Raw genomic sequence first — 24,683 nt, 5'->3', positions numbered from 1 at the left:
GTCAGGCCTCCTGCTTCTTGAGCATGATCAGGCTCAGGCCGGTGAATACGGCAAAGAAACTCAGCAGGATCAGGCACTGCGGCCACAGCTCGCGCAGGCCCAGCGCTTTGGTGAAGGTGCCGACCGCGATGTCGAGGAAATACCCGGCCGGGAACAGCTGGCCCATCACCGCCGCAGCGCCGTCGAGCGACGAGCGCGGCACGATCAGCCCGGAAAACTGAATGGTCGGCAAGCTGGTGATGATCATGGTGCCCAGAATGGCCGCGATCTGGGTGCGGGTGAACGCCGAAATCAGCAAGCCCAGGCTGGTGGTGGCCAGCAGGTAGGCCACGCCGCCACAGGCCAGGGCCAGCACGCTGCCCTTTAGCGGCACGGCGAACAGCCAGCGGTTCATCGCCACCAGCAACGCCAGGTTGACCAGGCTCACGGCCAGGTAGGGCAGCTGTTTGCCCAGCAGGAACTCCAGGCGGGTGAGGGGCGTGGCGTAGAAGTTGGTAATGGAGCCGAGCTCTTTCTCGCGGACAATGCCCAGGGCGGTGAGCATGGCTGGTATGAAGGCCAGGATCAGCGCCATCACCCCGGGGCCGATGGCATTCACGCTGACCACATCCTGGTTGTAGCGAAAGCGTGTTTCCAGGCGCACCGGTTCCTGGCGCTGCACCGGTTGCGGGCTGTAGGCGGCAAGCTGTTCGAGGTTCGCCTGGTGCACGGCTTCCACGTAGTTACGGCTGGTTTCCGCACGAAACGGCATGCCGCCGTCCAGCCAGGCCGCCACGACCGGCTGGCGCCCGGCGTGCAGGTCGCGGCCAAACCCCGGTGGGATCTCCAGCGCCAGTTTGATTTCGGAGCGCTGCAAGCGCTGGTGCATCTCGCGAGTATCCCGGATCGGCGCCTGTTCGGCGAAATAGCGCGACCCGCGAAAGGCCTCGAGGTAGGCGCGGCTCTGCGGGCTCTGATCCTGGTCGTGGACGGCGAAGGCGAGGTTCTCCACATCCAGCGAGATGCCGTAGCCGAAGATCACCATCATGAACACGGCGCCGAGCAGGGCAAAGGCCAGGCGCACCCTGTCACGCAGCAACTCCTTGCCCTCCCGGCTGGCCACCGCCAACAGGCGGCGCAGGCTGAAGCCCTGGCGCAACGGCGGTGTGGTCGCTGCTGCCTGCTCCAGTACCGCGTTGCCCGGGGCCTGGGGGCCGGCCTCCTGGGCCTGTTCCAGGCAGCGGACGAAGGCGTCTTCCAGGGTGTTGCCGGCGTAATGGCGCTGCAGGGCGTCGGGTGTGTCGCAGGCCAGCACCCGGCCGGCGTGCATCAGCGAAATGCGGTCGCAGCGCTGGGCTTCGTTCATGAAGTGGGTGGAGAGGAAAATGGTCACGCCCTGCTCGCGGGACAATTCCACCAGCAGCCGCCAGAAGTCGTCCCGGGCGGCAGGGTCGACGCCAGAAGTCGGCTCGTCGAGGATCAGCACTTCAGGGCGATGCAGCACCGCGACCGCCAGCGACAGGCGCTGGCGCAGGCCAAGGGGCAGGGCGCCTGACGGCTGGTCGGCGAAGCTGCCCAGGTCGAAGCGTTCGATCAGTTCGCTGATGCGCTGCGCGCTTTCGGCCTTGGGCAGGTCGAACAGGCGGGCATGCAGCGTCAGGTTCTGGCGGGTGCTGAGTTCGCCATACAGCGAGAAACTCTGCGACATGAACCCCACCCGCTTGCGCGTGGCCAGGTCGCTGGCATCCACCGGGCGGCCGAGCAGGGTGGCGCTGCCCTCGGTGGCGGGCATCAGGCCGGTGAGCACTTTCATGGTGGTGGTCTTGCCGCAGCCGTTGGAACCCAGGAAGCCGAAAATTTCCCCACGGCCAATGGCGAAGCTGACCTTGTTCACTGCGGTGAAATCGCCAAAGCGCAGGGTCAGGTCGTGCGCCTCGATGGCAACCGGGCCGTCATTGGTCGGGCGTGGCGGGATGCTCAAGGGTGCGTGTTGCGTGCTGCCTGCGCCCTGGTAATGGGTAAAGGCGTCGTCCAGCTTGCCGCTGGGCGTGACGGCGGCCAGTATCTGGCTGGGGCCTGCGGCAATCAGCTGGCCGCCATCGAGCATCAGGCAGTGCTCGAACTGCTCGGCCTCTTCCATATAGGCGGTGGCCACCAGCAGCGTCAATTGCGGGCGTTGCGCACGTACCTGCTCGACCAGCTCCCAGAAGCGCCGGCGCGACAGGGGGTCGACCCCGGTGGTGGGTTCGTCGAGGATCAGCAGGTCAGGCTCGTGGATCAACGCGCAGCACAGGCCCAGCTTCTGCTTCATGCCCCCCGACAGCTTGCCGGCCGGGCGCTCGGCGAAACGTTGCAGGTCGGTGGCTTGCAGCAGGTTGGCCATGCGCTGGTCGCATTCATCACGGCCAAGGCCAAACAGGGTGGCAAAAAAACGAATGTTCTCGCTGATCGACAGTTCGGGATACAGGTTGTTGCCCAGCCCTTGCGGCATGAACGCCACTTTTGGGTACAGCGCCGCGCGATGGCGGCGCTGACGGATCGAGCCGCCGAGCACCTGCAGCTCACCCTGTTGCAGGCGCTTCACGCCGGCGATCAGCCCGAGCAGGGTCGATTTGCCGGCCCCGTCGGGGCCAATCAGTGCACAGCGCGTGCCTGCAGGCAGGCTGAAGCCCAGCGTGTGCAAGGCGACCAGGCCGCCATAGCGGTGGCTGATACCCTCGGCCAGCAGTGCCGGCGCGTTCATTGCAGGTTGGCCGGCCAGTCCACATCAGCCGTGCGCACGTAGCCAGCACCCGGCATGCCCGGCTTGGCTTGAGGCACGGCGCTTGGGTCGATCAGGCGCAGTTTGACGCGAAACACCAGCTTCTGCCGTTCGTCACGGGTTTCGACCTGTTTCGGGGTGAACTGTGCCTTGGCCGCAACAAAGGCCACCTTCGCCGGCAAGGCCTGCTCTGGCAAGGCGTCGAGGACGATGCGTGCCTGATCGCCAACGGTCAGCCGGCCGCTGGTGGAGGCCGGCAGGTAGAGGTTCATGTACTGGTCGCTCGGGTCGATCAGCATCAGTACCCGACCGCCAGCACCCAACACCTCACCCGGTTCGGCCAGGCGCAGCTGGATGATGCCGTCGATGGGCGCGCGCAGGCTGCTGTCGTCGATCTCGCTGGTGAGCTGCGCCACCTGGGCTTGGGCGGCGCCGATGGCGGCCTTGACTGCCGCCAGCTGGGCACGTGCCGCGACAACTGCCGCGTTGGCCGTGTCGAAGCGGGCCTGTTGCTGGTCGAGCAACTGCTGGCTGGCGTACTTGCGCTGGAAGATTTCGCGCACGCGCTTGAGCTCCTGGCCAGCCAGCAGCAGTTCACTTTGGCGCAGTTGCACACTGGCCTGGGCTGCCGCGTAGTTTTCCCGCGCGCGCAGCACTTCGGCCTCGGCCTGGTTGCGTTGGGCCTCCATGGTACGGGTGTCGATACGGGCCAGCAGCTGGCCGCGGACAACCTTGTCGCCTTCGTCGACCCGCACTTCGGCCAAGCGCCCGGGGACCTTGCTGGCAATCTGCACTTCGGTCGCCTCGAGACGGCCGTTGCCCATGCTCAAGCCTTCCGGCAATTGGTCGTGCAGCGACTTCCAGTAACCCAGCCCTGCAGCGGTCGCCAGTAAGGCGATCAACGCGGTGGCGAAGACCCTGGGGGCATATCGATTCATCAGTCAGCATCCTGCTCAATGCACGCCCCTATCGTGGCGTGTGGCTATCCATGGCGTGTTGATATCGGTCAAACCCCATGACCATAGCGCACCTTCAGCTCAGCGCGACAATCGCCGCCCATTGCTCGGGGGTCACCGGCATCACCGACAGGCGGCTGCCTTTCTGTACCAGCGGCAGTTCGGCAAGGGCAGCCTGTTGCTTGAGCCAGCCCAGCTCCAGCACCTTGGGCAGGGTCTGCACGTGCGCCACATCTACGGCGCTCCACGGGTTTTTCTCGGCCGTGGCCTTGGGGTCGTGATAGGGGCTCTCTGGGTCCAGTGCGGTTGGGTCCGGGTAGGCTGCCCGCGTGATCCGCGCGATGCCGGCAATGCCCGGCTGCGGGCAGCTGGAATGGTAGAAGAAGAACGTGTCGCCCACGCTCATGGCCCGCAGGAAGTTGCGCGCCTGGTAATTGCGCACGCCGTCCCAGCGTGTTTCGCCCAGGCGGCCAAGGCCTTCGATCGAGAGCTCGTCGGGCTCGGATTTCATCAGCCAATAGGCCATGGATGCTGCTCCTGAAAAGGTTTGAAATAACCTGTTGCACGAAACCGACAGCCGGTTGGCGTCAATGTTTGCGTGTAGACGCAGGTTGTCGGAAAATGCGCCCCGTTTAAAGCGAGATGCGCTGGCGATACCCAGAAAATCGCCAAGCCGGAACAGTTTGCCTGGGGGGCAATCTTCGATGAATCAACGCAAAAAGCCGGATCTTCTGTGGATCCTGGTGTTCATTTTTGGCCTGGGTGTGGTCACTACCGGTTATGCGCAGGGGTTCTGGGAGCGCAAGCTGGATACCGCCTATCAGATGCCAGTCGACGCCAGCCAGCCACCACGTTGATGCCCTTCGCTGGCGCCGCTCAGCTCGGCGCCAGGTACCAGTCGCAGTCCGAGACCGTCCCCTGCAAGGGTACATCCCAGCTGGCCTGCGCCAGCCGCTCGACCTTCTGGCATTCATGCGCCAGCCCCAGCAGCAAGGGCTTTTTCCAGGTCTTGCGGCGCGCCTGGTAGGCCAGGCTGCGGTCATAGAACCCCCCGCCCATGCCCAGGCGCCCACCCACTTCATCGAAGCCCACCAGCGGCAGCAGGATCAGGTCCAGGGACCAGATCGGGCGTTGGCGTTTGCGGTCGGTCAGTGGCTCTGGAATACGGAAGCGGTTGCGCTTGAGTTTTTCACCCTGCTCGAAACGCTGAAACACCATGCGCGTGCGCGGCCAGGCGTGCAGTACCGGCAGGTAGGTGCGCTTGCCGCGTCGCTGGGCTTCGCGCAGTAGTAGGTATGGGTCTATTTCGCCGTCGTTGGGCAAGTACAAGGCGATGTGCCGGGCGCGGCGGAACAGCGGGTTTTGCGCCAACTGGCGGTACAGGCCGAGGGCGGCCTGGCGCTGCTGGGCAGGCGTCAGTGCGCGGCGGGCATTGCGCAGCAGGCGACGGAGCTGGGGGCGGGTAGGCGGCGCGGTGTCGGTCATGGCACGGGCGTTCCCAGTTGTCGCTACTGGTGTGGAGTCTGCCCGCAGCAAATGCAGGCAAGAGAAATAAGGCTCCCCGATAGGACCGCTATCGGTGTAGCCCTTGAACCCGAAAGTTCAAGGTGGAGATTGCAGGGGGCGTTAAGGCTTTCCGTCGAGCGGACATGCACACCGGCCCCAGCGTGCAACCCCCGTGGTTGTGCGTATCGGCTCAGGGACATAACCGACTGGCGCATCCCCCAGGGAGTGGCGCCAGTATACCAATCTCAGCCGATTTTGGTATCCGTGTCGTCGGACAAAGCCTTATCGACTCGATCCAGCAGCTCGCGCACCTGTTCGCGGTTGGTGCCAGCGGCGGGTGCATCGGTACGCTCTTCCTGGCGGTGCAGCATCTCGTGGGTAATGTTCAACGCCGCCATCACCGCGATGCGGTCGGCACCAATCACCTTGCCGCTGCTGCGGATCTCGCGCATCTTGCCGTCCAGGTAGCGCGCCGCGCTGACCAGGTTGTTGCGCTCTTCCGGCGGGCAGATGATCGAGTATTCCTTGTCGAGGATCTGCACGGTGACGCTATTGCTTGAACTCATGAGTCTTGCTCCAGAGCCTTGAGGCGTAAAATCATCGACTCGACCTTGCGCCTTGCGATCTCGTTCTTTTCGATGAGGTGGGCGCGCTCTTCGCGCCAGGACTTTTCCTGAGCTACTAGGAGTGCATTTTGCCGTTTTAGTTGCTCGACACGTTCGATCAGCAACTCGAATCGGCTCATCAGCGCTTGCAGGTCGTTCTCTTGCGTGGGTTGCACTCGAATCGCTCCGTCGTTCAGTCACCTGGCGATGATGCCTCTCCCTGGCCCGCGACGGCCAGTGCCGATGGTCTTGGCGCGCCTGCCGGTGCTAGGATACAAGGTCTCCATTCTAGTCATTGCGCCGTCTGGCGCCTAGTTGCCCATGCCCAATACCCAATCGCCCTACATCGCCTTCGCCATGCTGCTTTCCAGCAATGGCCACCCTGTCACTCCTGCCGAGCTGCACGGCTTGCTGGTCGGGCGCAGTTGCGCCGGTGCCGGCTTCGATGCCGACGCCTGGCTGGCCGACGCCGCCCAACTGCTGGAAAACGAACCCGGTGATACTGTCCGCAATGCCCTGATCGGCCTGCAGGAGATGGTCAAGGGCGAGCTGACCAGCGATGACATGGCCATCGTCCTGCTGCTGCCCACCGATGACGCCGCGCTGGCCGACCGCGCTGCGGCGCTGGGCCAGTGGTGCCAGGGCTTCATCACCGGCTTCGGCCTGAACGCAGGTGGCAAGGAGCTTTCCACCGAGGCCAAGGACGTGCTGCAGGACCTGGTTGCCATCTCGCAGGTGCAAGAAGCCCTCGAAGAGTCTGAAGACGGCGAGAGCGACTACATGGAAGTCATGGAATACCTGCGCGTAGCGCCGCTGCTGCTGTTCTCCGAGCTGGCCAAGCCGGCCGCACCCGCGTCCAAGCCATCGTTGCACTGATCAACCGGGGGTAGTCTGCCCATGAGCCACATTCCCAAGGCCGAGTATGCCCGTCGGCGCAAGGCGCTGATGGCGCAGATGGTCCCCAATAGCATCGCCATCCTGCCCGCCGCCGCAGTTGCCATTCGCAACCGCGACGTCGAGCACGTGTACCGCCAGGACAGCGACTTCCAGTACCTCAGCGGCTTCCCGGAGCCTGAGGCTGTCATCGCGCTTATCCCCGGCCGGGAACATGGCGAGTACGTGCTGTTCTGCCGCGAGCGCAACCCCGAGCGCGAGCAATGGGAAGGGCTGCGCGCCGGCCAGGAAGGTGCGGTGCGTGATTTCGGCGCCGACGATGCCTTCCCGATCACCGACATCGACGAGATCCTGCCGGGCCTTATCGAAGGCCGCGAGCGGGTCTACAGCGCCATGGGCAGCAACCCCGAGTTCGACCGCCGGCTGATGGACTGGATCAACGTGATCCGCTCCAAGGCGCGCCTTGGTGCCCAGCCGCCGAACGAGTTCGTTGCGCTGGATCATCTGCTGCATGACATGCGCCTGTATAAATCGGCGGCGGAAGTGAAAGTGATGCGCGCTGCCGCAGAAATTTCCGCTCGCGCCCACGTGCGTGCCATGCAGGCATGCCGGGCCGGGCTGCACGAGTACAGCCTGGAAGCCGAGCTGGATTACGAGTTCCGCAAGGGCGGGGCGAAAATGCCGGCCTACGGCTCGATCGTCGCCGCCGGGCGCAATGGCTGCATCCTGCACTATCAGCAGAACGACGCCCCGCTCAAGGATGGCGACCTGGTGTTGATCGATGCGGGCTGCGAAATCGACTGCTATGCCAGCGACATCACCCGCACATTCCCGGTCAGCGGGCGTTTCTCGCCCGAGCAGAAGGCCATCTACGAGCTGGTGCTCAAGGCCCAGGCTGCGGCCTTCGCCGAAATCGCCCCCGGCAAGCACTGGAACCACGCCCACGAGGCGACCGTGCAGGTCATCACCGAGGGCCTGGTGGCACTGGGGCTGCTCAAGGGCGATGTGCAGGGGCTGATCGAAAGCGAAGCCTACCGCGCCTTCTACATGCACCGCGCCGGGCACTGGCTGGGCATGGATGTGCACGATGTGGGCGAGTACAAGGTGGGCGGTCAGTGGCGCGTGCTGGAGCCCGGCATGGCGCTGACCGTCGAGCCGGGCATCTACATTGCCGCCGACAACCAGGCGGTGGCGAAGAAGTGGCGCGGCATCGGCATAAGGATCGAGGACGACGTGGTAGTGACCAGGCAAGGCTGTGAAATTCTGACCTCCGGCGTGCCGCGCACGGTCACCGAGATCGAGGCGCTGATGCAGGCTGCGCGCAAGGACGCGGCATGAATCGAGTAAACCTGGCGATCATCGGCGGCGGCCTGGTCGGCGCGAGCCTGGCCTTGGCCCTGCAAGCCGGGGCCAAGGCGCGCGGCTGGAAGATCCTGCTGATCGAGCCGTTCGCGCCTGGCGACAACTTCCAGCCCAGCTACGATGCGCGCTCCTCGGCGCTGTCGTTTGGCACACAACAGATCTACCAGCACTTGGGGCTGTGGCAGGCCATCGGCCAACGCGCCGAACCGATCCGGCAGATTCAGGTATCCGACCGCGGCCGGTTCGGCGCCACGCGCCTGGATGCCGTCGAGGAGGGCGTGCCAGCGCTCGGCTACGTGGTCGAGAACGCCTGGCTTGGCCAGTGCCTGTGGCAGGGGCTCGACAGTGACGTGGTGAGCTGGCGTTGCCCCGCCGAGGTGCGGGCAATGCACGCCATCGAAGGCGGTTACCGTCTGCAGCTGGATGACGACACCAGCCTGGACTGCGACCTGGCGGTGCTGGCCGATGGCGGCCGCTCCGGCCTGCGTGAGCAACTGGGCATTCATGTGCGCCGCACGCCCTATGAGCAAAGCGCCTTGATCGCCAACATCACGCCTGGCGAGGCCCATCGCGGCCAGGCGTTCGAGCGCTTCACCGAGGCAGGCCCGATGGCGCTGCTGCCGTTGCCGGAAAACCGCTGTGCGTTGGTCTGGACCCGTCAGGGCATGGACGCGCAGCGGCTGGCCGAAATCGATGAGCGCAGCTTCCTGCGCGAGCTGCAGGACGCCTTCGGCTATCGCCTCGGCGCATTGCGCCAGGTGGGGGCAAGGCATCTGTACCCGCTGGCATTGGTCGAAGCCGACGAGCAGGTACGCCCGCACCTGGTGGTGCTGGGCAACGCCGCGCACAGCCTGCATCCCATTGCCGGCCAGGGCTTCAACCTGTCGCTGCGTGACGTTCAGGCACTGGCCGAAGCGCTGCTGGCGGGCCCGCAGCAACCCGGAGACCTGGCTACCTTGCGCGTCTATCACCAGCGTCAGCGCCTGGATCAGGCCCTGACCATCGGCTTTTCCGACCAGGTTACGCGCCTGTTCGGCAGCAACCAGCCGTTGTTGGCCGCAGGGCGCAACATCGGCCTGCTCGGCCTCGACCTGTTGCCCCCGGCGAAAAGCTGGTTTGCCCGCCAGGCCATGGGCCTGGGTACGCGCCCCGACCCGCGAGGCCAGGCATGAGCAATCCGCGCAGGCTGGCGCGCCGGGCCCGTATGTTGCGCTGGTTGTTGAACCTCTACCCACCGTACCTGGGCGCCGGTATCCGTGTGCAGCACATCAGCCCGGACATGCGCAGCGTCAAGGTATGCATGAAGCTCACGCGCTGGAACCGCAATTACGTCGGTACCCAGTTCGGCGGCAGCCTCTACTCGATGGTCGATCCGTTCTACATGTTGCTGCTGATCGAGCAGTTGGGGCGTGAATACATCGTCTGGGACAAGGCGGCGAGCATCGATTTCATCTCGCCGGGCAAAGGCCCGGTGTACGCCGAGTTCCACCTCGATGACGCCCTGCTGGACGAGATCCGCCAGCAGACCGCCACCGGCAAGAAGTGCCTGCCGCGTTTGCAGGTGGATATCCGCGACGCTGCCGGCGAGCTGGTGGCGCGGGTCGACAAAACCCTATACGTGCGGCTCAAGCCGCAAGCGAGGCAGGCGTAAGGCATGGAAATGCGCGCAGATCTGTTGATTGTCGGTGCCGGTATGGTCGGCAGCGCCCTGGCCTTGGCGTTGCGCCACAGTGGCCTGGACATTCTCCTGCTCGACGGCAGCCCGCTGTCGGTCAAACCCTACGATAACGAGGCCGCGTTCGAGCCGCGTGTCAGTGCCCTGTCGGCGGCCAGCCAGCGCATTCTCGAGCGCCTTGGCGCCTGGGACGGTATCGCCCGGCGGCGGGCCACGCCGTACACCGACATGCACGTGTGGGATGGCAGCGGCACGGGCCAGATCCACTTCTCGGCGGCCAGCGTGCACGCTCAGGTACTCGGCCACATTGTCGAGAACCGGGTGGTGCAGGATGGCCTGCTGGAGCGTCTGCATGACAGCGACATCGGCTTGCTGCCCAATGCGCGGCTGGAGCAACTGCGCCGCTCCGGTGACGAATGGCTGCTGACCCTGGCCGACGGCCGCCAGCTGCGTGCGCCGTTGGTGGTGGCGGCTGATGGCGCCAACTCGGCGGTGCGCCGCCTGACCGGTTGCGAAACCCGCGAGTGGGACTACCTGCATCACGCCATCGTCACCAGCGTACGTTGCAGCGCGGGGCACCAGTCCACGGCCTGGCAGCGCTTCACCGACGACGGCCCGCTGGCGTTCCTGCCGCTGACGCGCGATGGCCAGCAGGACTGGTGCTCGATTGTCTGGTCGACCACGCCGGAGCATGCCGAGCAGTTGATGGCGCTGGATGAGCCGGCCTTCCTCAAGGCCCTGGAACGGGCCTTCGAGGGGCGCCTGGGTGAAGTCCTGCAGGCAGACCCGCGCGTCTGCGTGCCGCTGCGCCAGCGCCACGCCAAGCGCTATGTGGATGAAGGGCTGGCTTTGATTGGCGATGCCGCGCACACCATTCACCCGTTGGCTGGCCAGGGCGTCAACCTGGGCTTCCTCGACGCCGCTGTGCTGGCCGAGGTGCTGGTCAATGCCTGCGAGCGAGGCGAACGGCTGGCGGATGTGAAGGTGCTGAGCCGCTATGAGCGGCGGCGCATGCCGCACAACCTGGGGCTGATGGCGGCGATGGAGGGTTTCGAGCGGCTGTTCCAGGCCAACCCACTGCCGTTGCGCTGGTTGCGTAACAGTGGCTTGAAGCTGGTGGAGCAGATGCCGGAGGCCAAGGCGTTGTTCGTGCGCCAGGCACTGGGGTTGAGCGGGGACCTGCCAGCGTTGGCCAGGCCTTGAGCCTACGGGTCCGCCTTGCGGCCCCTGCAACATCCGGTAACGGCTCCAAGGGTGAGTGACAAAATGGGATTCACTACCATTTGCGCCTCTCATACGATCCGAGGAGTGCTTTCCATGTTGCCACGCAAGCCCCTACTGGCCGCCCTGGCCCTGACCCTGTTCGGCGGCACTGCCCAGGCAGCTGAGGAAGTGGTGGTGTACTCCTCGCGCATCGACGAGCTGATCAAGCCGGTGTTCGATGCTTACACCGCCAAGACCGGGGTCAAGATCAAGTTCATCACCGACAAGGAAGCCCCGTTGATGCAACGCATCAAGGCCGAGGGCGAGAACGGTGTGGCCGACCTGCTGCTGACCGTCGATGCCGGTAACCTCTGGCAGGCCGAACAGATGGGCATCCTGCAGCCGATCAAGTCCGACATCATCGACCAGAACATCCCGGCGCAGTACCGTGCCTCGTCCCATGACTGGACCGGCCTGAGCCTGCGCGCCCGGACCATCATCTATGCCACCGACCGGGTCAAACCCGAACAGCTGAGCACCTACGAAGCCCTGGCCGACAAGCAGTGGGAAGGCCGCCTGTGCCTGCGCACCGCGAAGAAGGTCTACAACCAGTCGCTGACCGCCACACTGATCGAGAACCACGGCGAGGCGAAGACCGAAGAGATCGTCAAAGGCTGGGTCAACAACCTGTCCACCGACGTGTTCTCCGATGACAACGCCGTGATCCAGGCCATCGAGGCCGGCCAGTGCGATGTGGGCGTGGTCAACACTTACTACTACGGGCGCCTGCACAAGCAAAACCCCGCGTTGCCGGTGAAGATCTTCTGGCCCAACCAGGGTGACCGTGGCGTACACGTGAACCTGTCGGGCATCGGCCTGACCAAGCATGCTCCGCACCCAGAGGCTGCGAAAAAGCTGGTCGAGTGGATGACCGGCGAAGACGCGCAGAAGCTGTTCGCCGACATCAACCAGGAGTTCCCGGCCAACCCGAAGGTCAAACCGTCGGACGAGGTTGCAGCCTGGGGCAGCTTCAAAGCTGACAGCATTCCGGTCGAGATCGCGGGCAAGCGCCAGGCAGAAGCGATTCGGTTGATGGACCGGGCTGGCTGGAACTAAGCGCCAGGCTTTATCCTTGCGGGGCCTGCAAGGGCCCTTTCGCGGGGCAAGCCCGCTCCCACAGGTACAGCGCAGCCCAAGCGGCGGCACCGTACCTGTAGGAGCGGGTTTACCCGCGAACGACCGCGCAGCGGTCGCCATCGCCTTCGAGACTTGAGCCTTGCCCCACACCCCCCAACGCCGCTGGTACCTCCCGGTCGCCCTGATCGCTGCCCTGGTGCTCCTGCCCCTGAGCGTCCTGTTGCTGTCGTGGCAGTCGATCGACCAGCAGATCTGGTCGCACCTGCTCGACACCCAGATGAGCCGCCTGCTCGGCAACACCCTGACCCTGGTGCTGGGCGTAGGCATCGGCGTCACTGTCCTGGGTGTCAGCCTGGCCTGGCTCACCAGCCTCTGCGAATTCCCCGGCCGGCGCTGGCTGGACTGGGCGCTGATGCTGCCGTTCGCCATCCCCGCCTACGTGCTGGCATTCGTCTTCGTCGGCCTGCTGGACTTTGCCGGCCCCGTGCAAAGCGCCTTGCGTGAAGCCTTCGGGCCGATGCGCCTGCCCCGCGTACGCTCCACGGGTGGAGTGGTCATCGTGTTGGTGCTGGTGTTCTACCCCTATGTCTACCTGCTTGCGCGCACGGCCTTTCTGGCGCAGGGCCGGGGCCTGATGGAGGCGGCCCGGGTACTGGGGCTGTCGCCGCTGCAGGCGTTCTGGCGCGTGGCGTTGCCCATGGCGCGCCCGGCCATCGGTGCCGGTATCGCCCTGGCGTTGATGGAAACCCTGGCCGATTTCGGTGCAGTGGCAGTGTTCAATTTCGATACCTTCACCACGGCCATCTACAAGACCTGGTACGGCTTCTTCAGCCTGTCCAGCGCCGCGCAGTTGGCCAGCCTGCTGCTGTTGGCGGTGATGCTGGTGCTCTACGGCGAGCGCCGTGCGCGCGGCGCCAGCCGTACCGGCAACGAGCGGCCGCGTGGGCAAGCGCTCTATCACCTGCGCGGGGCAAAGGCGCTGCTGGCCAGCGGCTGGTGCCTGCTGGTGTTCGCCTGCGCCTTCGTCATACCGCTGCTGCAATTGCTGGTGTGGTTCTGGCAGCGCGGGCGGCATGACCTGGACGATCGCTATGTCGGCCTGGTGCTGCACACCTTGTACCTGGGCGGCATGGCGGCATTGATCACGGTGAGCGTGGCGCTGCTGCTGGCATTTGCCCGACGCCAGGCGCCGACGGCTGGCATCCGCGCTGGGGTCGGCCTGGCCAACCTTGGTTATGCCTTGCCAGGCTCAGTGCTGGCGGTGTCGATCATGCTGGCCTTCAGTTACCTCGATAACCAACTGGTGGTGCCGCTCTCCACGTGGCTGGGCGGCGCTGGCAAGCCCTTGCTGCTGGGTAGCCTGGCGGCCTTGCTGCTGGCCTACCTGGTGCGCTTCATCGCCGTGGCCTACGGGCCGCTGGAAGGCAGCCTGGAGCGTATCCGGCCCTCGTTGCCTGAAGCGTCGCGCAGCCTGGGCGTCGGCGGCGTGGGATTGTTTTTCAGGGTGTATCTGCCGTTGTTGGTGCCCGGTGCACTGAGTGCGGCCCTGCTGGTATTCGTCGATGTGTTGAAGGAAATGCCGGCTACCTTGCTGATGCGTCCGTTCGGCTGGGACACCTTGGCGGTACGGGTGTTCGAGATGACCAGCGAGGGGGAGTGGGCGCGCGCCTCGCTGCCTGCCTTGACCCTGGTACTGGTGGGGCTGCTGCCGGTCATCGGGCTGATCCGCCGTTCGGCTCGGCGCCCCGGTCACAGACACTAAGGGTGCCAGCCTGCGCCCATGCGGCTACAATGCGCGGCATTCGCGCGGCGGGTCCTACAAGAAGAGCTGACGACCCAACGTCATCGACCGCCGCCGCTTCGCCACGCCCGGAAGGAGAAACCCATGGGACAGCGCACGCTTCTGTATGACCTGCACCTGGCGCTCGGCGCCAAGACGGTCGATTTTGGCGGCTGGGACATGCCCCTGCACTATGGCTCGCAAGTCGAGGAGCACCATCAGGTGCGCAGTGACTGCGGGGTCTTCGATGTCTCTCACATGACCGTCATTGACGTCACGGGCCGTGATGCCTTTGCCTGGTTGCAGCGTTTGCTGGCCAACGACGTCGCACGTCTCGCGGGTATTGGCAAGGCGCTGTACAGCCCACTGCTGAACGCGCAGGGCGGGGTTATCGACGACCTTATCGCCTACCGTACCGAAGGCGGCTATCGCCTGGTGACCAACGCCGCCACCCGCGAAAAGGTGCTTGGCTGGCTGCATGCGCAGCGTGCAGGCTTCAAGGTGGATGTTCAGGTTCGCCCGGACCTCGCCATCCTCGCCATCCAAGGCCCCCACGCCCGTGAAAAGGTGGCCGCCTTGCTGAGCCCCTCGCGCGCCGCGCTGATCCGCGAGCTGCGCCCGTTCGAAGGTATCGCCGAAGGCGACTGGTTCATTGCCCGTACCGGTTATACCGGTGAGGACGGCCTGGAGATTATCCTCCCGGGTGACCAGGCCGTGGCCTTCTTCAACGACCTGGTGGGGGCCGGCATCGCCCCCAGTGGCCTGGGCGCCCGCGATACCCTGCGTCTGGAAGCCGGCATGAACCTTTACGGCCAGGACATCGACGAAGCCCACACCCCGCTGACCTCCAACCTGGGCTGGAGCATCGCCTGGGAGCCGGCTGCGCGCGAATTCATCGGCCGCACTGGCCTGTTGGCGGAAATCGAGCAGGGTGTGAAGGAAAAACTGGTTGGCCTGGTGCTGGAAGAACGCGGCGTTCTGCGTGCCCATCAGGTGGTTCGTGTTACCGGTATTGGCGAAGGTGAGATCACCAGTGGTAGTTTCTCTCCTACGCTGAGCAAATCCATTGCCCTGGCGCGTGTACCCATGGCTACCGGCGACCGCGCCGAGGTCGAGATTCGCGGCAAGTGGTACCCGGTGCGGGTGGTCAAACCGACCTTCGTGCGCCACGGCAAAATCCTGATTTGAACAATTATTAACCGGCGGGCCGACCGCTGAGCCAATCGAGGAATTCAAGACATGAGCAATATCCCCGCCGATCTGCGTTTTGCCGAAAGCCACGAGTGGGCGCGCCTGGAAAGCGACGGCACAGTGACCGTTGGCATCAGCGACCATGCACAGGAAGCCTTGGGTGACGTCGTGTTCGTCGAACTGGCGGAAGTCGGCAAGGTGTTTGCCCAAGGCGATGCCGCAGGCGTGGTCGAATCGGTCAAGGCGGCTTCTGACATCTACGCCCCGATCGCTGGCGAAGTGATCGCGGTCAACGACGCGCTGGCAGACAATCCGGAGCTGTTGAACGCAGAACCTTATGGGGCGTGGATCTTCAAACTGCAGCCAAGCGACAAAGCTGAACTGGACAAGCTGCTGGATGCTGCGGCTTATCAGGCTGCGATCGGCGAGTAACTGATCAAGCCGGGGGGCGCAATGCGCCGCCCGGCAATGGTGCGGCAAAAGCAAGTTTCTCCGCACAATCGGCAATCCTTCCTAGACTTATAAGTCTCCATGAGGCCTGGTCTAGGAAGAGAGCGTCGTCATGTCCCAGTCGCCGTCCCTGCATCAACTGCAAGAGCTCAACCCTTTCCTGCGTCGCCACCTTGGCCCCGATGCCTCGGAGCAGCAGGCCATGCTCAGCGCGCTGGGTGTTGCCAGCCGCAGCGAGCTGATCGAGCAGACGGTCCCGCCAGGGATCCGCCTCAATCGCCCACTCGACCTGCCGCCGGCCCTGGATGAACAGGCCGCACTGGCCAAGCTCGCCGGTTACGCCGAGCAGAATCAGGTCAGGACCAGCCTCATCGGCATGGGCTACCACGGCACCGTCACGCCAACTGTCATCCTGCGCAACGTGCTGGAAAATCCAGGCTGGTACACCGCCTATACGCCTTATCAGCCAGAAATCGCCCAAGGCCGGCTGGAAGCCCTGCTCAACTTTCAGCAGATGGTCATCGACCTGACCGGCCTGGCCCTGGCCAACGCCTCGCTGCTCGACGAAGCCACCGCCGCCGCCGAGGCGATGGCCTTGGCCAAGCGCGTGGCACGTAACAAGAGCAACGCCTTCTTCGCCGACGAGCACTGCCACCCGCAAACCCTCTCGGTACTGAAAACCCGCGCCGAGGGGTTCGGCTTCGAGCTGATCGTCGACGCTGTGGATAACCTGGCCAAGCACTCGGTATTCGGCGCTTTGCTGCAATACCCGGACACCCATGGCGAGGTGCGCGACCTGCGCCCATTGATCGACCAGCTGCACAGCCAGCAAGCCTTGGCCTGCGTTGCCGCCGACCTGCTCAGCCTGGTGGTGCTGGCGCCGCCCGGTGAGCTGGGCGCCGATGTGGTGCTGGGCTCGACCCAGCGCTTTGGCGTACCGATGGGCTACGGCGGGCCACACGCGGCCTATTTTGCCTGCCGTGACGACTTCAAGCGGGCCATGCCGGGGCGCATCATCGGTGTGTCACGCGATGCCCGTGGCAATACCGCGCTGCGCATGGCCCTGCAGACCCGCGAGCAGCACATCCGCCGTGAGAAGGCCAACTCCAACATCTGCACGGCCCAGGTACTGCTGGCCAATATCGCCGGCTTCTATGCCGTCTACCATGGCCCAGAGGGCTTGCAGCGCATTGCCCAGCGCGTGCATCGGCTGACCTTTATCCTGGCGGCCGGCCTGGAAGCCAAGGGCATCAAGCGGCTCAACCAGCATTTTTTCGACACCCTGACGCTGGAGGTGGGCGGCGCGCAGGCGGCGATCATCGAAAGTGCCGAGCACGCGCAGATCAACCTGCGCATCCTCGGGCGTGGGCACCTGGGCGTGAGCCTGGACGAAACCTGCAGCGAACAGACCGTGTTGCGCCTGTTCGATGTTTTCCTGGGGGTCGACCACGGCCTGGACATCGCGACGCTCGACCAACTGGCGCTGCCCGAAGGCATACCAGCGGGGCTGGTGCGGCGCACGCCGTTCCTCGCGCACCCGGTCTTCAACCTGCACCACAGTGAAACCGAGATGCTGCGCTACCTCAAGCAGCTGGAAAACAAGGACCTGGCGCTGAACCAGTCGATGATCCCGCTGGGCTCCTGCACCATGAAGCTCAACGCCACCAGCGAGATGATCCCCATCACCTGGCCCGGCTTCGCCCAGCTTCATCCCTTTGCGCCTGCTGCCCAGGCGGTTGGCTACAAAGCGATGATCGACGAGCTGGAGAGCTGGTTGTGCGCGATCACGGGCTTTGACGCCATTTGCATGCAGCCCAACTCCGGGGCCCAGGGCGAATACGCCGGCCTCATGGCCATCACCCGCTACCACCGCAGTCGCCATCAGCCGCAGCGTACGCTGTGCCTGATTCCATCCTCGGCCCACGGCACCAACCCGGCCTCGGCGCAAATGGCCGGCATGGACGTGGTGATCGTCGATTGCGACGAAGACGGCAACGTCGACCTCACGGACCTCAAGGTCAAGGCCCAGGCGGCAGGGGATCGGTTGTCCTGCCTGATGGTCACCTACCCCTCGACCCATGGGGTGTACGAAGAGGGTATCCGCGAAATCTGCGACGTGGTGCACCAGCACGGTGGCCAGGTGTACATGGACGGTGCCAACCTCAATGCCCAGGTCGGCCTGGCACGGCCCGCAGACATCGGCGCCGACGTCTCGCACATGAACCTGCACAAGACCTTCTGCATCCCCCATGGCGGCGGCGGCCCCGGCATGGGCCCGATCGGCATCCGCGCCCACCTCAAGCCCTTTGTCGCCAGCCACCCGGTGGTGCCGGTACCCGGCCTGGACCCGAACAACAGCGCGGTCAGTGCCGCGCCCTGGGGCAGTGCGAGCATTCTGCCGATCAGCTGGATGTACATCGCCATGATGGGCCCGCAACTGGCCGATGCCAGCGAGGTGGCGATACTCTCGGCCAACTACCTGGCCAGCCAGCTTGCCGGGGCGTTCCCGGTGCTCTACCGCGGGCGTAACCAGCGTGTGGCCCACGAATGCATCCTCGACCTGCGCCCGCTCAAGGCACAGACCGGCATCAGTGAGGAGGACGTGGCCAAACGTTTGATGGACTACGGCTTCCATGCCCCGACCATGTCATTCCCGGTACCGGGCACGCTGATGGTCGAGCCGACCGAGAGTGAGTCCAAGGCCGAGCTGGACCGTTTCGTCGAGGCGATGCTGGCGATCCGTGCAGAAATCGCCCAGGTGCAGGAGGGCAACTGGCCGGCCGAAGACAACCCGCTCAAGCATGCGCCGCACACCTTGGCCGATGTGTTGGCAGCGTGGAACAGGCCGTACAGCCTGGAGCAGGGCATCGCCCCCAGTGCTCACGTACGCCAGCACAAGTATTGGCCAGCGGTGAACCGGGTCGACAATGTGTATGGAGACAGGAACTTGTTCTGCGCGTGTGTGCCGGTGGAGGCTTATCGCTGAGTTTCGGGGGGCTTGGCCCCCCGATTATTTACTCGGCTACTGCGTTCTTGGCCAGAATGGCATTGGCCAGTTCCATGTCGCTGGCTTGCATGCCTGGGTTTTCGGTGCGCACCTGGCGCAGCGCAGACTCCAGGAACGGCCCACGAATGGCGCCTTCGCTGGCCACGAAGCTGCCAGCGTCTTCCTGCGCGGCCAGTACCAGCTTGTGATCCTTGGAGGTCAGGTAGGTGGACGCGGTGGTCGCACCCGAAGAAATCACGTTACGCCAGAAGGTATCGGCCATGGCGGAGCCCATTGGCAGCGAAAGCAAGGCAGCGGTCGCGATGGCGGTTTTGAGACGCATGTTGAAACACCTCGAAGGGTGAGGGTTGAAGATGCGCGGTTTGATCGTGGCAAAGGAGGCAAGTTCCTTGAATACAAGGGATTTTCGCTCAGGAGCAGGCCCGTAGCACTTCCTCTGCGCGGGTCAGCCCGCAGGCCACTTTCGCCTCCCCGCAGCGGCGCAGGTCCAGCAAGCCTTCCGTCAGTGCCTGACGCCGCAAGTGCGCAAGGTCGGTGTGCGGGCCTATCTGCGCGCGAAAGTTTTCGCTGGGTATCAACAGTTCGAACAGGCCCGTGCGACCGTGAAATCCGGTACCACGACAGGTACGGCAGGGCTGGCCGCTGGCCGCCGAGGCACAACCCTGGCAATCGCCGCAAAGGGTACGAATCAGCCGTTGCGCCATGACCCCGATCAGCGTTGCCTTGATCAGGTAGTCGGCTACGCCCAGTTCCTGCAGGCGGGTGATCGCAGCGCAGGCATCGTTGGTGTGCAGGGTCGACAGCACCAGGTGCCCGGTGAGGGCTGCCTGTACGGCCACCAGGGCGGTTTCACGGTCACGGATCTCGCCGATCATGATGATGTCCGGGTCCTGGCGCAGCATCGCCCGCACGCCGTTGGCGAAGCACAGGCCCAGGGCCGGCTGCACTTGCAACTGGTTGAACGCCGGTTCCAGCCGTTCGATCGGGTCTTCGATGGTGCACAGGTTGATTTGCGGGGTGGCCAGCAGTTTGAGGCTGGCGTAGAGCGTGCTGGTCTTGCCGGAACCGGTGGGGCCCGTTACCAGGATGATGCCTTGGCGGTGGCGCAGCAGCGCCCGCCATTGCTCCAGCTGCTGCCCTTCGAGGCCCAGGCGGTCGAAGCCTTCATGCAGTTGTTGCGGGTCGAACAGGCGCAACACCAGTTTTTCGCCAAACGGCGTCGGTAGGGTCGACAGGCGCAGCTCCACCTCGCCGCCGCCCGGCAGGCGGCTTTGCAGGCGACCGTCTTGTGGCCGGCGTTTCTCCGCTACATCCATACGCCCCAGGTGTTTGAGGCGGCTGACCAGCGCCAGGGTCACGCCTGCGGGAAAGGCGTAGACGGTGTGCAGCAGGCCGTCTATGCGGTACCGCAGTTGCCCCTGTTCGCGGCGGGGCTCCAGGTGGATATCGCTGGCGCGTTGTTCGAGGGCGTACTGCAGCAGCCAGTCGACGATGTGCACGATATGCGCATCGTCGGCATTGGCCTCGGCCTGGCGTTTGCCCAGTTCCAGCAGGTTTTCGAGCTCTCCCAGGCTGGCCGGCTGCTGGTGTTGCGCACCCTGTACCGACTGGGCCAGGCGCAAGAACGATTGCCCCAGCTGGCGGATCTGCAACGGGCTTGCCAGCACCCGACGAATCGGCCTGCCGAGGCTGCGGGCCAGGTCTGCCTGCCAGTCATCCTGATAAGGCTGGGCGCTGGCCACGGTGACGGCCGAGGCGTCGGCGGCCACGACGAGGATGCCATGGCGCTGGGCGAACGCCGGGGAGATCAGCCCGCTGACCTGGGACATGTCCAGTTGCATCGGGTCGATGCGCACAAAGGGCTGGCCGACCTTATCGGCCAGCCACTGACAGAGGTGGTCCAAGTCCAGCGGCTGGCCGGGGTGCATGCGGTCTTCAAGACCAGGGCCGGCGATCAGTTCCAGTGGGTGGCAGGCCGGGCGTGCGGCGGCCTGCTCAAGTACCAGCAGGGTGTCGCTGGCGTCCAGGTGCTGCTCGGTCAGCAGAGCCTGGAGCAGGCGGTTGAGGTCGAGTGCTTGCTTGCCGGGGGTATGCATGTTGGCGTCCTTGCCAGGTGGGGAGTCCTGATGAAGGCTAGCCGGGTGCGGTGAGCTGTCTGCTGGCAAAGGGTTTCGGGATCTTGCTGTCGCCGATAACCCGTCAGCTATCCCATCCCCTTCACATCAAGAATGTAGATGCCCCCGTACTACCGCCCTTCGCATCCAGATGTTCACGCAGTTCGTTGAAATGATCCCCAACTGTCTGTACCAGGTGGCTCCAGAACGCCGGGTTTTCGACTGTTTGAGTAACCACTTGCATGGGCGATCCGTTGAGAGCGTATTGGGCAGGACAGCAGTCCATTCAGACCACCGCCAGCTCCACGCGCGCAAGGTTCGCCAGGCTCACGTCACCCACGCACACCAGGTTGCGCAATTTTTGCGCAATGACCTCGGCCCGGTGCCAGCTCAGCCCGCCAATGCCGATTTCGATATCGAGCCAGTCCTCCTGTTGGCTGACCTGCACGTGGTGCGGGGTCAGAAACTGCAAGGCAAACAGGTTGAGCACCCGGCACAGGCTGTCGGGCTCGGCCTCGGCCTGCAGGCGGTAGTGCACGGTGCTGTGGGCGTTGCTGGCGGCCCAGGCGTCGGTACGTGGCAGTGCGTTCATGCTGGTCTCCGCGAATGTGGGAGAAATTCTTGCACGTTGCGGCGGGTATTTTTTCGCTATGATTCCATCGATTTGCTGGAATGGCAGATCGTTCAATTCTGATTATCTGGTTTTGGGGGATTATTCATGCACAGCGAGCTGGACGCCTATGATCGGCGCATCCTCGAACTGCTTCAGGAGGACGCTTCGCTGTCCAGCGCACAGATTGCCGAGCGTGTCGGGCTGTCGCAATCGCCTTGCTGGCGGCGTATTCAGCGGCTGAAGGAGGAGGGGGTGATACGCGGGCAGGTGACCTTGCTCGACCGCAAGAAAATCGGCTTGAACACGCAGATCTTCGCCGAGGTGAAGCTGAACGCGCACGGTCGCTCGAATTTTACCGAGTTCACCGAGGCGATTCGGGGGTTCCCGGAGGTGCTGGAGTGCTATGTGCTGATGGGGTCGGTGGACTTCCTGCTGCGCATCGTTACCTCGGACATCGAGGCGTACGAGCGGTTCTTCTTTGAAAAGCTGTCGAATGTGCCGGGGATTCAGGAGGTCAATTCGATTGTGGCGCTTTCGGAGATCAAGTCCACGACGAGCCTGCCACTGGGTCGCTGAGGTAGATTTTCGTGATTTTTGCAGGAGCGGCCTTAAGATCTGTGCTGCTTTGGAGATCTTGGGGCCGCTGCGCGACCCTTTCGCGACGCAAGGCCGCTCCTACAAGGGCCGTGTCGTCAGGGCTTGAGCAGGTGCTTCCAGCCGCGGCTCTGATCAACGGCGCGGGCCTGTTCGATACGGGCTTCAAGCAGCTCGTCGGGCTCTTCCGACAGCGGCAGCTCGGCCAGCTCGTGCAGTTTTTTCAGGTCGCCGTACAGGCGGTCCATTTGCGGTGCTTCGAGCACCTGGCGGGCATGGTGCAGCCAGGCCAGCAACTGTTCGATGCGCGGCAGCTGTTCGGCCAGGTCTTCCGGGCGCTGGGTGTACAGCGGCAGCTTCAGGGCACGGCCTTCTTCGCCCAGCAGATGGGCCATCCAGCTGGCCAGCTGCGCATTGCCCTGGCGTTCGCCACGGCCTTTGCGTTCGGCGGTCCAGCCACGGGCCAGCAGCCAGCGCGAGGTTTCCAGGGAGAACTGACCCCAACGCACGTCTTCGAGCTCTTCGGCAAACTGCTCGGGCGCGGCGCGGCGGATGTCTTCGTCATCGTTACCGGCCTGCACCAGCGGGCGCCAGTCTTCGAGCAATGCGTCGAGGCTGCTGCGCAGGGCGCGGGTGGACGGGCGTGGTGCCGCCTGGCCCAGGCTGCTGGTCAGTGCGCGCAACTCGGCCAGGCACTCGACCCAGTCCTGCAACAGGCGCCAGTGGCCATTGTGGCGATATTGCTCGGCCAGGCGCTGGCTGCTGGCCAACAGCTGCCAGGCGAGGGCGGCGTAGGCATCGTCCACGGCCATTTCGGCGTCCAGCTCGGTGTGCGGCAAGCCCAGCTCATAGCTTTCGGGCTCCAGCAGGCGGTAGCCACGCTCGGCCTTGCTGATGTCGCAGGGCATCAACGGCAGGCTGGCGGCGAGCTCGGCGGCCAGCTCCAGCAGGGCTTCAGGCGCACCTTCGCGCAGCTCGAGCTCCAGCTCGCAGATTTCTTCCTTGCGCTTGCCAGCGATCACGAAGCCTTGGTCCAGCGCGGCCTCGATCACGACTTTGCTCTTGCCACGGCCCCAGGCGATTTCCGCGAATTCGCGGGTGAAGTCGGTGGTGAACAGCGGCTTGATGGTTTTCTTGTCGAGCGCGGCCAACTGCTCGGGCCAGCAGGTGGCGTCGAGTTTTTTCAGGTCGAGCTTGACCTTGTCCAGCTGCCACTCGTACTCGTTGCGCTCGGACAGCCCGGCCACGCTTTGGCCACGGCACTTCAAGGTCTGGATGATCGCCTCGCCATCGCGGCGCAGGCGCAGGGCCACGCGGGCAGCGGAAAGGTCACGCTCCGGGGTGTCGAAGTACTGGTTGAGCAGTTCGCGGGTCTGCCAACCGGACTTGTTGCGCTTTTTCAGCAAGGGGTGCTCGCGCAGGGCGGCAAGGGTCTCGCGGCTGGCGCGGAGCTTGAGTTCGGTTTCTTTGTGCATCGCTGGCTCGAAGGAGGGGCTCGTTGGCAACAGAGTCTACAGCAGTCGGCCGCCAACGGTTTATTCCAGACGGCAGATGGTCCTATGATGGGCAACGCTTCCGAGGAGTACGGGCATGCCGTTGCCGACGCTGAAAGACCAGTTCGCCGCTTTGATCGCCGCGCCTTCGGTCAGTTGTACCCAGCCTGCGCTGGACCAGTCCAACCGCCAGGTCATCGACCTGCTGGCCGGCTGGTTGGGCGACCTGGGTTTCACGTGCGACATCCAGCAGGTCAGCCCCGGCAAGTTCAACCTGCTGGCCAGCCGTGGCACTGGCCCGGGTGGCCTGGTGCTGGCGGGGCACAGCGATACCGTGCCCTTCGACGAGCAGCTGTGGTCGAGCGACCCGCTGAAGCTGACCGAAATCGATGGCCGCTGGGTCGGCCTGGGCAGCTGCGACATGAAGGGCTTCTTCCCCCTGGTCATCGAGGCCGTGCTGCCGTTGCTGGAGCACGACTTCAAGCAGCCACTGCTGATTCTCGCCACCTGCGACGAAGAAAGTTCCATGTCCGGCGCCCGCGCCCTGGCCGAGGCCGGCCAGCCGCTGGGCCGCGCAGCGGTAATCGGCGAGCCCACCGGCCTGCGGCCGATCCGCATGCACAAGGGCATCCTCATGGACCGCATCGACATCTTGGGCCGCAGCGGCCATTCGTCGGACCCAAGCCTCGGGCGCAGCGCAATGGAAGCCATGCACGCGGTGATGGGCGAGCTGATGCAGTTGCGCGGGCAATGGCAGCAGGCGTACCGCAACCCACAGTTCACCGTGCCTACGCCAACGATGAACTTCGGCTGCATCCATGGCGGCGACAACCCCAACCGCATTTGTGGCCAGTGTGCACTGGAATTCGACCTGCGGCCGCTGCCGGGGATGGATGCAGAGCAGTTGCGTGCGGCGATTCGCCAGAAGCTGGTACCGCTGGCGGAACGTTATGAGGTGCGCATCGACTATGCGCCGCTGTTCCCTGAAGTGCCCCCGTTCGAGGAGGCTGCGGACGCCGAGCTGGTGCACGTGGCCGAGCGCCTGACCGGTCATCGCGCCGAAGCGGTAGCGTTCGGCACCGAAGCGCCTTATCTTCAGCAGCTGGGCTGCCAGACCATCGTGCTGGGCCCTGGCGACATCGCCTGTGCCCACCAGCCTGGCGAGTACCTTGAAATGTCACGAATCGAGCCTACCGTGCGTCTATTGCGTGACCTGATCCGGCACTATTGCCTGCACTAAACGTCCATTGAGCTGATTCGTTCCTGCCTAGAGGAGACCGCGCGTGACCGCAAGCCTGTTCCGACGATGATCTTGAACGCCCCCTGTATCGCCGTTCTCCGTCCACTTATCCACAGGCCCTGT

23 protein-coding genes and 1 other RNA gene are annotated in these 24,683 nt (G+C 64.6%); 13 read left to right on the top strand and 11 right to left on the bottom strand.

The genetic code is table 11. The features are described 5' to 3' along the window. Nucleotide 1 precedes the first annotated feature (1 nt). The 3 genes from rbbA to CKW22_RS06820 form a co-directional block, all read right to left on the bottom strand. Nucleotides 2–2,722 (bottom strand): ribosome-associated ATPase/putative transporter RbbA, encoded by a 2,721-nt coding sequence (gene rbbA, locus CKW22_RS06830; RefSeq protein WP_095063922.1) that lies wholly within the window; start codon nucleotides 2,720–2,722, stop codon nucleotides 2–4. Then, nucleotides 2,719–3,678, bottom strand: a complete 960-nt coding sequence (locus tag CKW22_RS06825) for an HlyD family secretion protein (RefSeq protein WP_033702180.1) — start codon at nucleotides 3,676–3,678, stop codon at nucleotides 2,719–2,721. Before CKW22_RS06825 ends, rbbA begins: the two co-directional genes overlap by 4 nt. A gap of 94 nt (nucleotides 3,679–3,772) precedes the next feature. Continuing rightward, nucleotides 3,773–4,222 carry an EVE domain-containing protein gene (locus tag CKW22_RS06820; protein WP_033702178.1) on the bottom strand — a complete coding sequence of 150 codons (450 nt, stop codon included), beginning with the start codon at nucleotides 4,220–4,222 and terminating at the stop codon, nucleotides 3,773–3,775. Nucleotides 4,223–4,400: 178 nt separating this feature from the next. Between CKW22_RS06820 and CKW22_RS27510 the strand changes: the two genes are divergently transcribed. Beyond that, the gene (locus CKW22_RS27510; RefSeq protein WP_167334468.1) at nucleotides 4,401–4,553 is read left to right on the top strand and encodes a hypothetical protein; all 153 of its coding nucleotides are present in this window, start codon (nucleotides 4,401–4,403) and stop codon (nucleotides 4,551–4,553) included. Between the two features lie 19 nt (nucleotides 4,554–4,572). Here the strand turns inward: CKW22_RS27510 and CKW22_RS06815 are convergent, their stop codons facing one another. The 4 genes from CKW22_RS06815 to CKW22_RS06800 all read right to left on the bottom strand — a co-directional run bounded on the left by CKW22_RS06815 (nucleotide 4,573) and on the right by CKW22_RS06800 (nucleotide 5,947). Then, nucleotides 4,573–5,181 carry a 5-formyltetrahydrofolate cyclo-ligase gene (locus CKW22_RS06815; protein ID WP_095063921.1) on the bottom strand — a complete coding sequence of 203 codons (609 nt, stop codon included), beginning with the start codon at nucleotides 5,179–5,181 and terminating at the stop codon, nucleotides 4,573–4,575. A 69-nt stretch (nucleotides 5,182–5,250) separates the two neighbouring features. Continuing rightward, nucleotides 5,251–5,430, bottom strand: a non-coding RNA gene (gene ssrS / locus CKW22_RS06810) — 6S RNA. 17 nt (nucleotides 5,431–5,447) lie between these two features. Then, nucleotides 5,448–5,768 (bottom strand): cell division protein ZapA, encoded by a 321-nt coding sequence (locus CKW22_RS06805; RefSeq protein WP_033702174.1) that lies wholly within the window; start codon nucleotides 5,766–5,768, stop codon nucleotides 5,448–5,450. Further along, nucleotides 5,765–5,947: a TIGR02449 family protein gene (locus CKW22_RS06800; protein WP_033693939.1), complete on the bottom strand. Its 183-nt coding sequence runs from the start codon at nucleotides 5,945–5,947 to the stop codon at nucleotides 5,765–5,767. The genes CKW22_RS06805 and CKW22_RS06800 overlap by 4 nt, the downstream gene beginning before the upstream one ends. Before the next feature lie 181 nt (nucleotides 5,948–6,128). On the opposite strand from CKW22_RS06800, the gene CKW22_RS06795 reads away from it, so the two are divergent. The 10 genes from CKW22_RS06795 to gcvP all read left to right on the top strand — a co-directional run bounded on the left by CKW22_RS06795 (nucleotide 6,129) and on the right by gcvP (nucleotide 18,485). Beyond that, on the top strand, nucleotides 6,129–6,683 hold the full coding sequence (locus tag CKW22_RS06795; protein ID WP_033702172.1) for a YecA family protein: 555 nt from the start codon (nucleotides 6,129–6,131) through the stop codon (nucleotides 6,681–6,683). Between the two features lie 21 nt (nucleotides 6,684–6,704). Further along, complete coding sequence (gene pepP / locus CKW22_RS06790; protein ID WP_033702170.1) at nucleotides 6,705–8,039, top strand: Xaa-Pro aminopeptidase; 1,335 nt, start codon at nucleotides 6,705–6,707, stop codon at nucleotides 8,037–8,039. Then, complete coding sequence (gene ubiH, locus CKW22_RS06785; protein ID WP_033702168.1) at nucleotides 8,036–9,235, top strand: 2-octaprenyl-6-methoxyphenyl hydroxylase; 1,200 nt, start codon at nucleotides 8,036–8,038, stop codon at nucleotides 9,233–9,235. The genes pepP and ubiH overlap by 4 nt, the downstream gene beginning before the upstream one ends. Then, nucleotides 9,232–9,714: a DUF4442 domain-containing protein gene (locus tag CKW22_RS06780; RefSeq protein ID WP_033702166.1), complete on the top strand. Its 483-nt coding sequence runs from the start codon at nucleotides 9,232–9,234 to the stop codon at nucleotides 9,712–9,714. Before ubiH ends, CKW22_RS06780 begins: the two co-directional genes overlap by 4 nt. 9 nt (nucleotides 9,715–9,723) lie before the next feature. Next, the gene (locus CKW22_RS06775) at nucleotides 9,724–10,941 is read left to right on the top strand and encodes a 2-octaprenyl-3-methyl-6-methoxy-1,4-benzoquinol hydroxylase (protein ID WP_167334469.1); all 1,218 of its coding nucleotides are present in this window, start codon (nucleotides 9,724–9,726) and stop codon (nucleotides 10,939–10,941) included. Between the two features lie 114 nt (nucleotides 10,942–11,055). Then, nucleotides 11,056–12,057, top strand: coding sequence for an extracellular solute-binding protein (locus CKW22_RS06770; protein WP_033702162.1), 1,002 nt, complete (start codon nucleotides 11,056–11,058; stop codon nucleotides 12,055–12,057). Between the two features lie 160 nt (nucleotides 12,058–12,217). After that, complete coding sequence (locus tag CKW22_RS06765; RefSeq protein ID WP_033702160.1) at nucleotides 12,218–13,840, top strand: iron ABC transporter permease; 1,623 nt, start codon at nucleotides 12,218–12,220, stop codon at nucleotides 13,838–13,840. Nucleotides 13,841–13,963: 123 nt separating this feature from the next. Further along, the gene (gene gcvT / locus CKW22_RS06760) at nucleotides 13,964–15,046 is read left to right on the top strand and encodes a glycine cleavage system aminomethyltransferase GcvT (RefSeq protein ID WP_095063920.1); all 1,083 of its coding nucleotides are present in this window, start codon (nucleotides 13,964–13,966) and stop codon (nucleotides 15,044–15,046) included. A gap of 51 nt (nucleotides 15,047–15,097) precedes the next feature. After that, nucleotides 15,098–15,481 (top strand): glycine cleavage system protein GcvH, encoded by a 384-nt coding sequence (gcvH, locus tag CKW22_RS06755; protein WP_033702156.1) that lies wholly within the window; start codon nucleotides 15,098–15,100, stop codon nucleotides 15,479–15,481. Nucleotides 15,482–15,611: 130 nt separating this feature from the next. After that, nucleotides 15,612–18,485, top strand: coding sequence for an aminomethyl-transferring glycine dehydrogenase (gene gcvP, locus CKW22_RS06750; RefSeq protein ID WP_047582103.1), 2,874 nt, complete (start codon nucleotides 15,612–15,614; stop codon nucleotides 18,483–18,485). Between the two features lie 28 nt (nucleotides 18,486–18,513). Here the strand turns inward: gcvP and CKW22_RS06745 are convergent, their stop codons facing one another. From CKW22_RS06745 to CKW22_RS06735, 3 genes are all read right to left on the bottom strand, one after another. Beyond that, nucleotides 18,514–18,828, bottom strand: coding sequence for a DUF2388 domain-containing protein (locus tag CKW22_RS06745; protein ID WP_033702153.1), 315 nt, complete (start codon nucleotides 18,826–18,828; stop codon nucleotides 18,514–18,516). 88 nt (nucleotides 18,829–18,916) lie between these two features. Then, a complete protein-coding gene (locus tag CKW22_RS06740) occupies nucleotides 18,917–20,602 on the bottom strand; it encodes a GspE/PulE family protein (RefSeq protein ID WP_095063919.1) in 1,686 nt (561 codons plus the stop codon). A 304-nt stretch (nucleotides 20,603–20,906) separates the two neighbouring features. Further along, nucleotides 20,907–21,212, bottom strand: coding sequence for a hypothetical protein (locus CKW22_RS06735; RefSeq protein ID WP_033702149.1), 306 nt, complete (start codon nucleotides 21,210–21,212; stop codon nucleotides 20,907–20,909). Nucleotides 21,213–21,338: 126 nt separating this feature from the next. Between CKW22_RS06735 and CKW22_RS06730 the strand changes: the two genes are divergently transcribed. Then, a complete protein-coding gene (locus CKW22_RS06730; RefSeq protein WP_033702147.1) occupies nucleotides 21,339–21,809 on the top strand; it encodes an Lrp/AsnC family transcriptional regulator in 471 nt (156 codons plus the stop codon). Between the two features lie 116 nt (nucleotides 21,810–21,925). On the opposite strand, the gene CKW22_RS06725 is transcribed toward CKW22_RS06730, so the two are convergent. Beyond that, nucleotides 21,926–23,302 carry an inorganic triphosphatase gene (locus CKW22_RS06725; RefSeq protein ID WP_033702145.1) on the bottom strand — a complete coding sequence of 459 codons (1,377 nt, stop codon included), beginning with the start codon at nucleotides 23,300–23,302 and terminating at the stop codon, nucleotides 21,926–21,928. Between the two features lie 115 nt (nucleotides 23,303–23,417). Here CKW22_RS06725 and argE point away from each other — a divergent pair, with 115 nt between their 5' ends. Further along, nucleotides 23,418–24,560 carry an acetylornithine deacetylase gene (gene argE, locus CKW22_RS06720; RefSeq protein WP_033702143.1) on the top strand — a complete coding sequence of 381 codons (1,143 nt, stop codon included), beginning with the start codon at nucleotides 23,418–23,420 and terminating at the stop codon, nucleotides 24,558–24,560. Nucleotides 24,561–24,683: the final 123 nt, after the last annotated feature.

Origin of the sequence: Pseudomonas sp. Irchel s3f19 (assembly GCF_900187555.1) — a bacterium.
Lineage (GTDB): Bacteria > Pseudomonadota > Gammaproteobacteria > Pseudomonadales > Pseudomonadaceae > Aquipseudomonas > Aquipseudomonas capeferrum.
The sequence above is the reverse complement of the archived record's forward strand: the minus strand, read 5'-3'. Positions and strand labels throughout refer to the sequence as shown.